Origin of the sequence: Mycoplasma enhydrae (genome assembly GCF_025779955.1) — a bacterium.
GTDB lineage: Bacteria > Bacillota_I > Bacilli_A > Mycoplasmatales > Metamycoplasmataceae > Metamycoplasma > Metamycoplasma enhydrae.
This window is the reverse complement of the sequence record NZ_JAOXHI010000007.1, coordinates 21788-35487: the sequence shown is the minus strand read 5'-3', so window position 1 is coordinate 35487 and position 13700 is coordinate 21788. Positions and strand designations below refer to the sequence as shown.

Genomic DNA, 13700 nt, shown 5'->3' with positions numbered 1-13700 from the left:
AGCTAATTACTGACTTTATAAATTACTATAATAATATTAGAATACAAATTAAACTAAAAAACCTCTCTCCGTGTCATTACATGAGAAAGGTTTAATTGATTTGTCCACTAATAGGGGACATGTTTAATTCTTAAAATCAGTTACATCTTGTTTTTCTTTTTCAAATTTATCATTAATGCCTTTTATTTTATCTGTGATTCTTCTTCTTATATCATTAGCCTCTTGAACTTTGGCTACATTATTATAAGATGTATTATTAATTTCAACTAAAGCTTCTTGAATTGTTTTTAAAGCTTCATTGTATTCATCTTTGGCTTGGTTTTGTTTAGTTTTATCAGTACCAGCTGCATCTAAAGTTTTATCAGCTGTCTCTTCTTGTTTTGTAGCAGCAGTCATTTTATTTATAATGCTTTGTTCAATGGCTTGTCTTTTAGCATCTGCTTGATCAGCTACATTTTCAGACTGTTCAATTAAGGTTTTAAGTTCGCTTAGTTTTCCTTTGATATTTATATTGCCTGCATAACCAGGGTTTGCTTTTTGGGTTTCGTATACAGTTTTGGCTCCTGGAATAGCATTTCTTAAGCGACTTGAATTTAGTTCATTATATTTTGTAGCCTTTTCAAGAGTCTCTTTTAAAGGTTTTAGAATATTTATTTGGTCTTGAAGAGCTTTTATAATTGTGCTTTCATTATTACCAACTAGTTTATTTTTAATTTTAGCTAAAGCTGCATCAATTAGCTTAATTAATGCATCTGAATCATCTTTAATTCTCTTATAATCGCTAAGCTCTGAAAAATTAAATGATTCTTGTGCTAATTTCTTTGTTTCTTCTAACTTATTTTTTAATTCATTAATGCTGCCATTGTCAGATGAATTAAGAATTTGATCAATTTTTGAATTATTCTTATTTCAATCATTATTAGCAGTGTTATATTTCAATTCTACTCGATCTCTTAAGTCCGAGTTATCTTTATTTAACTGCGCATATCAAAGTTCAGAAGAAGCAATTTTTTGATCTAAAATGTCCAGCTTATTTTTAACTGCAGCCGCTTCATTTCTTCAATCATTTTTTAGATTGCTTGATAACAATTTAGCATCTTTATTTACCTTGTCTAGGGTTGTTAATGCGGAAACAGAAGTATCATATTTTCCTTTTGCATTCATTGCAGCTGTTAAAGCTTTGTTTATTTTTTCAATCTCATCATCAATCGATTTAATGCTTTCTTTTTGAATACCTTCTAAAAGTTTTTTTAATTTTTTATCTAATTCAGCATCTTTTGTTTCTGCATCTTTGATTTTTGGTTTTAAATCTTTTGTTAAATCATCTGAGTTTTGATCTTTAGCTTCTTTTTCAATTTTTTTAGCTTCTTCTGTCGCTTTTTTAAGATTGTCTTTTGCATCTTTTACATCTTTGGCATCATTGCCTTTTAAAGCATCATTAGCTTTATCTAAAGCTTCCTTTAATTTTTCATCTGCTTGTTTAAGCTTATCTTTTAAATCTTTTTCTTTTTGTTCTTTATTTTTTAAATCTTCTTCAGCTGTTTTTAGAGTTTCCTTAGCTTCTTTTATTTTCTTAGATAAAGAATTGTTATCGTCTTTAAGATCTTTTTTATCTTTGTTTTTTTCAAGAAGTTCTTCTGATTTTTTAATTTCAGCATCTAAAGCGTCTTTAGCTTTTTTAATTTGTTCCTTATCTTTTGATTTCAAAGCATCTTGTGTATCTTTTTGGCTTTTATCTAATTTTTCAATTTGTTTTTTAATTTCTTCTTTTTGTTTCTTTAAATCTTCAAGTTTCTGTTTTAAAACTTCTTTGTGATTATTAAGATCAACTAGAGCTGCATCAATAATTCCTTTAGCCATAGGTAAGGATAATTCTTGCGCTCTTTTTGAATTTTTTAAACCTATTTTTTCTAATAAATCGATATCTCTTAAGGCTTCTTCTAATTCACTAATTGTATTTAAATCCTTAGTTCTATTAATAAGTTCTTCAACTTGTTTTTTGAATCTATTAGCAAAATCATTTAATTCCGCTTTTTCTTTAGCTTCATCTTTTGCAACTTCTAATTTTGCTTTAAGAGATTTGATTGCCTCTTTTGCTCTTTCGATTGCTTGATTTACTAAAGCTTCAGTTTCTTTATCATCTAAAGTTTTAAGTTTTTGAACTAAAACATTAGCCTTATCAACTAATTTTTCCAAAGCTTCAATAAATCCTTCAAGTTCTGCTTTTGTAATGGCACTCTTAGATTCTTCAATCTTTTTATCTATTTCTTTAATTAGTGCTTCAGCTTCTTTTTTAAGGTCAGCTTTTTGTTTATCTTTTTGCTCTTGTTTTGTTTTAGCTTGCTTTAAAGCTTCTTTGGCTTTATCTAAAGCATTTATTAGAACATTTTTATCAGATTTAAGTTGATCAACTTTAGCTTGGTTGTTATTAATGTTGACAATATTTTTGTCAACTATTAAAACTACTTTATCACCAATTGCAATGTGCTTTTCTAGTTTTTTGATTTCGTTTTGTAAATCATTATCACTTAAACTAGGGTCAAGCACATTTTTTGAACCAGCATCTAAAATCTTAATCAATTTTTCAATTAGTTTTCTAAGTGCTTTATAGTCTTCATCTTTATTAGCATCTAGTTTATCTAGGTCTTCAACTTCTTTATCAGTTATTTTGCCAGTGTCAGCATTTTTTTGGTTTTGCCTTGATTTTTCCTTATTTGACAAAATAATTTTGGTTACTACAGCTGTTACTAATGCTGAAGTAACAATTGTACCTAGCGCTATTGCTATTTTTATTTTTTTTGAACTATCCATAATTTTCTCCATATTCGTAATTTATAAGTTTATATTATAGCGCTTTTCATATATATATATATATATATTGGGCATTTTGGGACAATTTCTGTAAATATTTTGCTTTTTTGAGATATTTTTGGATATTTTTTATGAAATAGAACAAAAAATAAACACATCCCTTAATTAGTAAAATAGCACTATAAAGGATGTGTGCACTAATAAAAAGACATGTTTTATAATTTATGATTCGTATAGTTTTTCAATTTGCTTCTGACTTAAACTTTTCGGGTTTCCAATTTTTAATATTTTGCCTTCTTTTATAAAAATATAAGTGTCGAAAAATTTTTGAATAATATTTAAATCATGTATATTAACTAAAACTGTTGTTTTAAAGTCTTTATTTATTTCTTTTAAAAGGCTCATTATATCTTTAGACGTTTTGATATCTAGATTAGACGTGGGTTCATCTGCTAAAATCAATTTCACATTTTTTAATAATAGTTTTGCAATTTCTACTCTTTGTTTTTGACCACCAGAAAGTTCAGAAATTTTTGTATATGCTTTATTTAATAAATTTAATTTATCCAAAACTAAAAAAATTTCTTCTTTCTGTTTTTTTGATAATAATTTAAAAAAACTTAAAAAAGCATTTTTATATTTTGGATAAAAATGTAAGATGTTTTCATAAACATTTAAATAATCAATTAAATTTGGTTCTTGTGATAGATAACCTGTGTTTAAAAGTTGATTTTTTCATTCTTTTTTAGTATAGTCATCTATATTTGTATCATTAATTAATAGTGAGCCATTCTTAGTTTCTAATTGTTTTAATATAGCATTAAAAATGGTGGTTTTTCCTGCCCCTGATTTTCCGATTATAGCTATCATTTGACCAGGTTCAATTGTAAGTGAAACATTATCTAAAATTAGTTTACTATCTTTTTTATAAGTAGCTGAATAGTCTTTAAATTCAATTTTAGTCATAGCTAAAATTATAATATAAAAAAATAAGCATATGCTTATTTAAAATCGGGTTTTATTTCTAGATTCTTTAAAACTTGAATAACTGTTTCTTTCATTTCTTTTGAATAACTATCAAAAATTATTTGTTCATCTAATTCTAGTCTTATTTTAGGCAAATGTCTATAGCCATTTTTTCCTAAAATCACAGGTAAACCAAAATATATACCGTGGTTTGAATACTCTTCAGGTAATCTAACCCCCAAAGAATAAACAGCTTGTCTATCTGTTAAAATTGCTTGTGTAATTTCTGCTAAATTCTCACCAATTCCAAAGTTTGTAATACCTTTACCCGTAATTATTTCAAATGCTTCGTCTTTTACTTTCTGATTTAAATTGTCTAATCATTCCCTTGTGATAGTTCCATTAGCTAATCAGTCTTTTAATGACCCTAAACCTATACGCATTTTTGAAAATGGTATTAAACATCTTGAACCATGTTCACCAATTACAAATCCTGTAATTGAACCAGCTTTAACATTTATTTTTTCAGATAAAAATTTCTTCATTCTTGCTGTTTCTAAAATGGTTCCTGAAGAAATAACTTTTGATGCTTCAAATTTTGTTACTTGTTGATAAACTGATGCCATAATATCTACAGGATTAGAAGCAATAATTGTAACCCCTTTAAAGCCTGAGTTTTTAACATCTAAGGCAATTTGTTTAATTAATTTTGCATTATCTGTTAATAATTCTAATCTATCCTTTAGTACACCTTCCTTTGGTTTTACTGAAGCTGTAATAACAATTATTTCTGCATCACTTAAATCTTTATATGTACCCGCTTTAAAAGTTGAACCATTATTTGTCATTGAACACGCTGCATCGCTTAAATCCTTGGCTTGTGCTTTAGCATAATCAACAAAAGCATCAACTAGAATGTAATCAGCTTCTATTCATTTGTTTAATGAAGCATATAAAAATGCTGATCCTACTGCTCCAACTCCTATAATTCCAATTTTAGTCATTCTTTTTTCCTCCCATTAGTTCTGTAAATTTCTTAGATAATTCAATATTGTAAGTTCTTAGTCCATCATCTTCGAATGGATCTATTTCCATTAAATATGCCGACATGATTGCAGCACGGTGAATAAATGTAACTAATCATCCTAAGGTTTTTGCTTCTGTATCTTGAATGTATATTTTAATATTAGGGACTTCATATGTAAAATGGTTATCTGAAACTACTTTATTTAAAGTATTGCCAATTTGATTATATGTTTGTTTAACCAAATAACTAAATTCATCATCCTCAAAATTATTATGAAAAGCAATACTGTAATCTATTAAAGAGTTTTTTAAAAGTATTTGAGTTTCAATAATCTTGCCTTCTTTTTCAGAAAAAAAGTGTGAATTAATTTTTGCATCAGAAGGGTATACACTATTTCTGACAATTAAACCTCTATTTTTTCGATAAGAAGTTGCATTTAAATACATTGCAAATAGTCTTGATAAATCACAATGACTGTTTGAATTAACTACAATATTTTCATATTTCCATTGTGCTTTTTTAAGTGCCAACCTTGCCACAGCATAAAAGTAAGCAGAATTATTTTTATTTAATGGCATTGTTGAATAGAATTCATTAGCTTCCTTAGCTCCATCTAAATAGGCTTCTCAATCAATTTTTGCACATGCCAAAGGTAATAAAACAGCGGCTGAAAAATTTAAAAACTTTTCTGGAGTATTGTCTAATAAAACGAGGTGGTTATATTTCTTGGTTTGTACTGTTTGAAATAATTGACCATAATTATTATTTGTTGTAACAAATATATATTGATTAGCATTTTTAGGACCTAGTTGTTCAATTAGCATTAACACAAGTTCTCGAAAAATTAGTAATGATTCAATATTATCTCCTGTCTTGCTAATAACGTTGATTGCGAACCGCTTTGTTTCTAAATATTGACACAACTGTGCCATTTCTTGACCATTAATATTCTCATCAACATAAAGAAGTTTCAATTTGGTTTTATGGTTAAATTTACCATAAACAAAATTGATTATTGCTTCTGATTGTAAACATATATATTTAGGCGCAACAATAACAAATACTTCAATGCTTTCTGATTCTAAAAAATTAACAATCTTTTTTATATTTTGAATGTCATCACTTTGAATGTTTTTACCAATTTCAAAAAAACCTAGATACTTTTGACCTAAAGCTTCTTTAGAGTTAATTTTTGCATTTAGCTGAGATACAATTTCCAAGTATTTTTCTTCTATTACTTTAGGTTGCATTATCATTGAGCAATCTATTTCTATTCTATTTTTAATCGCCATAATCAATTCCTTTATTTGTAAATTCTAATAAAGCATCAAAATTTGTGTTTTTGGTATCTAACTTAAATTTAAATGGGTTTCGTAATTCTTTAGGATGTATTTGTTTATATGAAACAACCAATGACTTATTGGGCATTATTTCTAAAATTAACAGTTCCTTTATATCATCAACTTTAAACATCATTTTCAAGTCATTAATATAATAATCGCTAACTTCATTAATACTCAAAAAGCATTTGATAGCATCTTTAGTTAATAGAGTAATTACATTTTTAGATACTCTTTGAACTTTTGCTTTAATTATCTTACCTACTGTATATTCCATAAACCCTCTTAAAAATATGTACTATTTAATTATATAATTAATAAATTTTTGTTGCCTATTTTAATATATAATGTAATAATTATAAATATTATAATTACAAAAGAACAGGGGTGCCATTAGGCTGAGAGAATACCCTCATTAACTGATCTAGTTAATACTAGCGTAGTGAGTTTCTTATTTTTTTACTCCCTCTCTTTTAAATATAAAAGGAGATTTAAAATATATGAAAAGACTTAATTTATTTCTAAGTGGAACTATTCCTTTTAGCATTCCATTGACGGCAATTTCTTGTCAAACAGAAAGATTATCGTTTAGCGTTAATCAACCTTGAAATGGAAAAAGACCTAGAGGCTTTTTTGAAGCTATTGTTGATAGTTTTCAAAAATCAACAAATGAAAAAAGGGTCTCATACAAAATTAATTTTATTGAAGAAAATAATGATTCTATTTCACTTTTAAAAAAGGGTTCAACTAATATAGCAATAGTTACAACACCTCTTTTTATTCAACAAAGAGATAGAAATATAGTTCCTATTATTCAAACAATGACAAGAGCTTTTAAATTTGATTTAAACATAAACGACTTATATAGTGATGGAACTAATGCTGATAGACTTAGAATAATCGCTAAAAATGCTCAGGATTTATTTGCCAAAAAACCTTATAAAGAATGAACAAATGATGGCTACAAATGAAATGGTAGCATCTACGAGTATTTTTATGACACAAAAAATGTTGAATACTATCGGGGCTTAATTATGATCCAAGGGACAGGCAAACAAAGGAAGAAGATTAAAGAAGCCTGAGAAAATAAAGACTGAAATAGCTTTAGAAATTTTGGTATTGTAACTGGAAAAGAAACCAGTGGATCTAAATATATTTTGCAAGAAGCTTTGTTTAAAAAGCATTTTAACAAGAAGGACAATTCTTTTCAATCTTTCGCAATTGACAAAAAAAATAATTCTGAAAAATATACAACTGGAAGACCTAGGGATATAGGTAAGGGTTCATTAAAAAAATATCATATTGTTTTTGATGAATTAGGATCTTTTGGATATACACATAACAAAAAAAACAATGATAAGTATTCACCTGAAGATAAGGATTCAAAAATTGAATTTTTAACAGTAACCGAGCCTTTAAAATACAAAGTAATAGCGGTTAGCAAAAAAAGCTTCTTTGATAATGAAATTACAATTCTAAAAAATGCTATTATTGATGTTTGAAAACATAAAAAAGATAACTATGGACCATTAGTTGGTTTTAATGAATATAAAGCAATTGAAGACATTCAAAAAGAAGTTATTGATCCTTATGAAAAAATTTTTAAATAATAATGTATTTGTCTAATAGTTTTTTTAAAGAGCAAATTGTTTCTGACCAAAAACAAATTATTAAAAAAGGACCATTAAGGTTAGTTTGAAAAATTATTTTGGCTTGTATAATAATTGCTTTTATTATAAGTTCAATTTTCATAATCAATTTTAGTTTTGCTAGAAATGGTTGAGGTTTATTTTGATCAGGCATCAAAGATTTTTTTAGCCCTAATTCATATAGCAATTTATGAGGTGAAAATTTATTTTTATTGTCTTTAAAGTTCTTGTGGAATAGTATTAAAATAGTTCTCTTAAGTACATCTTTAGGTTTTGTTTTAGCTTTTATTAGTGCTTATTTTTCAAACTATAAAATGAATTCTAAATATGTAGCAATACCAGTTAAATTTTTAGTAATATTTCTAAGAATATTTCCTGAGTTATTTTTCATATATTTATTTAAAATTTCTTTTGATAAAGAATTAAGTATTTATTTTATTTTATCTTGATTTAGTTGGCTATGATTACATGAATATTTTTCACAAACTATTGAAAATGTTAATTTTAATATTTTTTATCATTTAACCAAAACAAAGTATTCAAAATTTAGAGCATTTTGAATTGAAATATGACCACAAATTAGAAAGAAAATTACAGGATATTTTTTCTATGCCTTTGAATCTAATATTAGATGAGCAACAATTTTAGCTAATCTTGGTTTTTTAGGAATTGGAATTCTAACAAACCCTCAAAACAACCCTTTAGATTACACTCAACTTTTAATTCCTTTATTAGTGCTTGTTATTTTTCTTTTTTTAGTTGAACTTGTTTCTTTAAATATGAATAAATTATTTTTTGAAAATAAAACAACTAATGTTATAAACCAAAAGAAATATAGCCAAAAAAAGATAACTAAAAAAATTATAGGTTTAATAATTGTTTTAAGTCTTGTAATTATTTGTATTTTCGGTATTAGTTCAATTGCAGGTAAGAAATTTTATGCCTCGGGCACTTCTAGTTATTTTAAAGAGATGTTTAATGGAAAATGAAGTGCAATAAATCTTAGTTTTCAAGAAAATGGAATTTTTTATATGCTAATTGAATTTGGAGTACTAATTTTTATTACATGATGTTTAGTTTATTTAATTTCTTATTTTAAAGTTTTAATTATGACTAGGTCATTAGTTGGTCTAAAAACAAGTTTAATATTTAAGTATATAAATATGTTTATTAGAGCGATACCAATAGTTACCATATTTTTGATATTTTCAAATCTATTTAATGGTTTTTCTGCTGCATTTGTTATTGCTTTTGGTATCCATAGTGCTTCTTCACTATCTAGAAACTTAGCACTTAACACAAATGCTTTAAATCAAGAAAAAATAGACGCTCTAAAGAAAATGAAATATAGTAGTTTTTGAATTTATCGCAACTATGTGCATCCAATGATTAAATTAGAATTTATTACTCTAGCCAGTTTTGAAATTGAAAAACTTGTTCGAAATTTTATAACTTATGGATATTTATCATCATCTCTGCTAGGTCAACATGCAGCTCAAAAAAAACATCAAGAAATTTCTGACGTAGCTCCTTATTTATGAATTGGTTTAATTATTATTGCTACCGTTAGTTTAGTTTCATATTTAATTAGACTAAAATATACAAAACAAAAATGAAAATAAAATCAGAAGCAATTAAAAGCTCCTGATTTTTTAATGTCAGTTTCCTGAAATGGTACGCCCTAGGGGATTCGAACCTCTGACCCAATGGTTAAAAGCCATTTGCTCTACCTTCTGAGCTAAGGGCGCATAATATGGTGCCCAGAACTGGACTTGAACCAGCACGACCGTTACAGTCAACGGATTTTAAGTCCGTAGCGTCTACCATTCCGCCACCTGGGCATTAATAATTTAATGCTATATAATTATAATACTTTTTTGCCAAAATGGCAATTTTTATATCATTTTTTTAGCATTAAACATTTTAAGCAAATATGCGCTTAAAATAAGATTATTTTTTTATAGTTGACTTAGTTTTTTCGAACAGTTCTATATATTGTTTGACCGATAATTCTTCTGGTCTTGAATTTAGATTAATAGACATATTATTTAGAATATTTTGAATATCTTTTTTATCAAAAGTATTAATAAGATTATTAATTAATGTTTTTCTTTTAAACTGAAAACATATTGATATAAATTTTAAATAAGATTCTAAATCTTTTATGATTGGAATATTTTTTTTAAAATCAATTCTAATAACCATTGAATCTACTTTAGGAACAGGTATAAAATTTTGGGCTTTCACAGTCACAATTTTATGAATATCAGCCATTGTTTGAATAGATACACTTAACTTGCCATATTCCTTAGTGCATGGTTTAGCAATTAATCTTTCTGCTACTTCTTTTTGAATCATTAGTGTTGCTCTTTTAATGAAATGTAGTTCATTAATTAATTTAAAAAGTATTAATGAAGTTATGTTATATGGAATGTTTCCTATCACTACTTTTTTAGTTTCAGAGGCTAAATTTGCTTTTAAAAAATCTTCATTTATAAAAGTTATATTATCTGGAATTTCTTTGTTTTGCCAATATTCATATATTTCATTATCCACTTCATAAGCACAAAGGCTTTTTACTTTAGGAATCATCAAATTAGTTAGAGCTCCCAAACCTGGTCCTATTTCAATAACTTCTTCATTATTAACTTCGGCAGCATCTACAATTTTTTGTTGTATTTGTTTATTTACTAAAAAATTTTGACCAAAACGTTTTTTAGGTTTAATGTTCATTTTAAACTCCAAAAACTTTCTTGACATTTTGCCTTACTTGTTCAACTAAGACACTTTCTTCTATACCTTTAAGATTAGCAATAAATCTATAAACATATTCTACATAAGGACTAATATTAGGTTTGCCTCTCATTGGAGTTGGTGCTAAATAAGGTGTATCAGTTTCGCAAAATATTCTATCAATCGGCACTTCTAAACAAGCTTCTTGCAAATCTTTGGCATTTTTAAAAGTTACTACACCAGAGAAAGAAAAATAAAAGTTATCATGCTTTATACATTTTTTTGCAAATTCTTTGTTGCCACTAAAAGAATGAAAAACAAATTTAGTATTTTTATATTCCGGCTTAGAAATAATGTCATATGCATCTTCTAATGCATCACGAATATGCATAACTACAACAATATTATGTTTTTGAGCAACTTCTATTTGTGATATAAAACCTTCTTTTTGAATTTCTTTTGAAGGTGAGTCATCATAATGATAATCTAAGCCAATCTCGCCAATTCCTATTACATCATTTGTTATTATTGATTCAAGATATTTACCATCATTAGAACCTTCAGATAGTGTTGGATGTATTCCAATTATTGGATATAAATATTTTTCTTTAGCGCATAATTCCAACAGTTCTGCTGAATCTTCTTTAGAGGTACCGTTTACAAACATTAATTCCATGTTGTCCTGGTGTCATGACTTAACCACATCATGAGGGTTTTCATAATATTCTTTAAAGGGGTGTGTATGTATATCAATATATTTCATTAATCTAACCTTTCTAAAATTTTCATTATTATGTCATTAATTTTATTGCTTACAATTTGAGTATTATTTTTATATTCATCTGAATTACTTGGATTAATAAGATTGTCAGAAATTACTTTAATAACTGAAATTGGTTTTTTATAAAAATTAGCTGTATGAATTAAAGCGCCAGCTTCCATATCAACACTATAAATATCGTCAAAGTTATTATCAATAATTTCAATATCACTTTGAGTTGAAAATCTATCAGCTGTGGCATTATTGACTTCATCTAAATTTAAAAAAGCATTAATTCTTTTATTTAATGAAAAATCAGTTTTAAATTCTTTAATGTTGTTTGGTAATTGACCCAAACTATAATTAGGCAAGCAAGTTAAATTTACATCATAATAGTAACTATTTTTAATTAAATAAGCTTGAGAAATATTTGAATCTTTCAAACCTCCTGCTGGACCAATATTAATAATGTAATCTATTTCAAATTTTTCATTTGCTAAAATTCAAGATAAAAATAAAGCACTATTTACCTTGCCCACTCCACAATGAACTACATAAAATTCTTTATTTTTATATTCACACAATAATAATTCTTGGTATTTAGAATAATCATTATCTAATGTTATTGTTTTCTTAACTTTTATTGATTTTAATATATCAACACTTTCTTGTTCTTCAGCAAATATTATTAGTTTCATATACACTAATCCCTTCAATGATAAATATAAATAATATTATATATTTATTAACTAAATTTAAATTGAACTAAAAATTAGAAATAAAAAAGCGGAATATATTTCCACTCAATATTATCAATTATAAAATTATTAGGCTACTAAACCATATTTTTTTAAGGTTCTTGCATTTTTAACAGTTACTCTAAGAGTTTTTTTAGAACCATTGTCTGTTTTAACAGTTACTTTTTGCAAGTTAAGGTCAAATTTTCTTCTTGTGGCATTTAAAGCATGTGATCTCTTATTTCCACTTAAAGCTTTCTGACCGGTTAATTGATCTCTTCCTGGCATTTTTTCTCCTTAATCTTTGTAAACAATATGTTAATATTTTATATTAAATTTATTTTTTTTAAGTTTTTTAGGTTTTTTATTCTTCAGCCGCTTTGATGATATATAGTTCATCATCTATTCAGACTGTGTCGCCAACTCTAATTTTTGCATTGCGACCTTCAGGAACGCGGTCATTAATTTTGATTTTATGAACACTTAAAAAGAATTTAGCCATTCCACCAGTACGGCAAATACCAGCTTTTTTTAGGAATTGAGCTAATTTAATCTCGTTGCCTTTAATTTCTACTTTCATTAGAAGCCTCTCTGTGGTGTAATTAAATGAAATAAATTAGGATTCGATTCTGAAGTTATTACAATTCGCATCTTATCTGGAGTAAAAGAAAGTTTAATTTCATCTTCAAAACTTTGGATTGCTTCTTTTAAGAATCTAGAATTTAAAGCTAATTTTAACTCTGAATCTGAATAACTAAATTTATTTGATTTAATTTCAGCGTTAGCCATTTCTTCTCTAGTTGAAGAAATAGTTAAAACCTGATCTTGAATTTGTACTCTAATTTTGTTGTAATTTTCACTAATTATTACTGAAGCTTTGTTCAATAAATTATTTAGTTCTCTTTTAGATATCTCTAAAGTATGCTCAAAGTTTTTAGGAATAATTTTAGATACATCTAAATAAACTTGATCAACTACCTTAGATTCAATAATTGTACCGTCAATTTGGAATAAAATCTTTTGATCAGAAACATTTAAAACTACATCGCCACTATGTTCAAAGTTTAAAAGGTCTTTGATGTTCTTAACTAATATTGAAATATTGAAGTTAACATCGTCTTCAATTTCCACAATTTCTTCAGCATATCTATATTTATCAGTTGCAACAAATTTAAGTTTGTTGTTTTGTGCTGAAATATTAATACAGCATAAAATAATGTTAGTTTCTAGTGTTGAAGCTGCCACTCCTACGTTTCTAATAACATTCTTAAGTACGTTTCAATTAATTTTAACTTTATCACCATAAACAGAAAAATCAATTGGTGGATAATCATAGGCACTATATAGATTTAAAGTAAATCGATCATTTTCAGATAAAACTTCCAAACTGTTTTCTTTTACTTTTAATAAAATATCATTTTCAAGTTTTTTAATAATATTTCTAAATAAAAATAAATCCACCAAAATTACTCCGGGAACAATGATTTCAGCATCAAGACTTGCTGGTATTTCATGTCTAATGCTTATTGCTCCGTTTGAACCTATTAAAACAATTTTGTTTCCTTCAGCTTCAATTCTAATTCCTTTCAATTCTGGTATAAAAGGATTAGAATCAATTGCCTTAGCCACTTTTTCAATTGCAGAATCCAGTAATAATTTATTAATCTTTAATTCCAT

The 13700-nt window shown here is 26.5% G+C and carries 14 protein-coding genes, 2 tRNA genes and 1 riboswitch; of the genes, 3 read left to right on the top strand and 13 right to left on the bottom strand.

The genetic code is table 4. The annotated features are described in order from the left end of the window. The first annotated feature begins 5 nt into the window (after nucleotides 1–5). Entirely contained in the window at nucleotides 6–95 is a 90-nt protein-coding gene (locus OF364_RS03075) for an IS3 family transposase (RefSeq protein ID WP_373422513.1), read from the top strand. Between the two features lie 28 nt (nucleotides 96–123). Here the strand turns inward: OF364_RS03075 and OF364_RS02355 are convergent, their stop codons facing one another. The 5 genes from OF364_RS02355 to OF364_RS02335 all read right to left on the bottom strand — a co-directional run bounded on the left by OF364_RS02355 (nucleotide 124) and on the right by OF364_RS02335 (nucleotide 6421). Further along, entirely contained in the window at nucleotides 124–2811 is a 2688-nt protein-coding gene (locus tag OF364_RS02355; RefSeq protein ID WP_263774079.1) for a coiled-coil domain-containing protein, read from the bottom strand. A 222-nt stretch (nucleotides 2812–3033) separates the two neighbouring features. Next, on the bottom strand, nucleotides 3034–3777 hold the full coding sequence (locus tag OF364_RS02350; RefSeq protein ID WP_205851106.1) for an ATP-binding cassette domain-containing protein: 744 nt from the start codon (nucleotides 3775–3777) through the stop codon (nucleotides 3034–3036). Nucleotides 3778–3812: 35 nt separating this feature from the next. Continuing rightward, nucleotides 3813–4781 carry a lactate/malate family dehydrogenase gene (locus tag OF364_RS02345; RefSeq protein WP_205851107.1) on the bottom strand — a complete coding sequence of 323 codons (969 nt, stop codon included), beginning with the start codon at nucleotides 4779–4781 and terminating at the stop codon, nucleotides 3813–3815. Then, nucleotides 4774–6096: a glucose-6-phosphate isomerase gene (locus OF364_RS02340; protein ID WP_205851108.1), complete on the bottom strand. Its 1323-nt coding sequence runs from the start codon at nucleotides 6094–6096 to the stop codon at nucleotides 4774–4776. The genes OF364_RS02345 and OF364_RS02340 overlap by 8 nt, the downstream gene beginning before the upstream one ends. Beyond that, nucleotides 6086–6421, bottom strand: a complete 336-nt coding sequence (locus tag OF364_RS02335; protein WP_205851109.1) for a S1 domain-containing protein — start codon at nucleotides 6419–6421, stop codon at nucleotides 6086–6088. The genes OF364_RS02340 and OF364_RS02335 overlap by 11 nt, the downstream gene beginning before the upstream one ends. 96 nt (nucleotides 6422–6517) lie before the next feature. After that, a riboswitch (TPP riboswitch) is annotated at nucleotides 6518–6607 on the top strand. Between the two features lie 37 nt (nucleotides 6608–6644). On the opposite strand from OF364_RS02335, the gene cypl reads away from it, so the two are divergent. Next, entirely contained in the window at nucleotides 6645–7754 is a 1110-nt protein-coding gene (gene cypl / locus OF364_RS02330; protein ID WP_263774078.1) for an ABC transporter thiamine pyrophosphate-binding lipoprotein p37/Cypl, read from the top strand. A gap of 8 nt (nucleotides 7755–7762) precedes the next feature. Further along, on the top strand, nucleotides 7763–9415 hold the full coding sequence (locus OF364_RS02325) for a hypothetical protein (protein WP_404824619.1): 1653 nt from the start codon (nucleotides 7763–7765) through the stop codon (nucleotides 9413–9415). A 50-nt stretch (nucleotides 9416–9465) separates the two neighbouring features. Here the strand turns inward: OF364_RS02325 and OF364_RS02320 are convergent. The 8 genes from OF364_RS02320 to dnaN form a co-directional block, all read right to left on the bottom strand. Continuing rightward, nucleotides 9466–9541 (bottom strand) — tRNA-Lys (locus OF364_RS02320). 6 nt (nucleotides 9542–9547) lie between these two features. Next, nucleotides 9548–9634, bottom strand: a tRNA-Leu gene (locus OF364_RS02315). Nucleotides 9635–9743: 109 nt separating this feature from the next. Further along, nucleotides 9744–10526, bottom strand: coding sequence for a 16S rRNA (adenine(1518)-N(6)/adenine(1519)-N(6))-dimethyltransferase RsmA (rsmA, locus tag OF364_RS02310; protein ID WP_205851112.1), 783 nt, complete (start codon nucleotides 10524–10526; stop codon nucleotides 9744–9746). A 1-nt stretch (nucleotide 10527) separates the two neighbouring features. Next, nucleotides 10528–11289, bottom strand: coding sequence for a TatD family hydrolase (locus OF364_RS02305; protein WP_205851113.1), 762 nt, complete (start codon nucleotides 11287–11289; stop codon nucleotides 10528–10530). Continuing rightward, nucleotides 11289–11984 carry a 5'-methylthioadenosine/S-adenosylhomocysteine nucleosidase gene (gene mtnN, locus OF364_RS02300; RefSeq protein ID WP_263752586.1) on the bottom strand — a complete coding sequence of 232 codons (696 nt, stop codon included), beginning with the start codon at nucleotides 11982–11984 and terminating at the stop codon, nucleotides 11289–11291. Before mtnN ends, OF364_RS02305 begins: the two co-directional genes overlap by 1 nt. A gap of 129 nt (nucleotides 11985–12113) precedes the next feature. After that, nucleotides 12114–12311 carry a 50S ribosomal protein L28 gene (rpmB, locus tag OF364_RS02295; RefSeq protein ID WP_205851115.1) on the bottom strand — a complete coding sequence of 66 codons (198 nt, stop codon included), beginning with the start codon at nucleotides 12309–12311 and terminating at the stop codon, nucleotides 12114–12116. Between the two features lie 76 nt (nucleotides 12312–12387). Then, nucleotides 12388–12603 (bottom strand): RNA-binding S4 domain-containing protein, encoded by a 216-nt coding sequence (locus OF364_RS02290; protein ID WP_205851116.1) that lies wholly within the window; start codon nucleotides 12601–12603, stop codon nucleotides 12388–12390. Continuing rightward, nucleotides 12603–13700, bottom strand: coding sequence for a DNA polymerase III subunit beta (gene dnaN, locus OF364_RS02285; protein ID WP_263774076.1), 1098 nt, complete (start codon nucleotides 13698–13700; stop codon nucleotides 12603–12605). The genes OF364_RS02290 and dnaN overlap by 1 nt, the downstream gene beginning before the upstream one ends.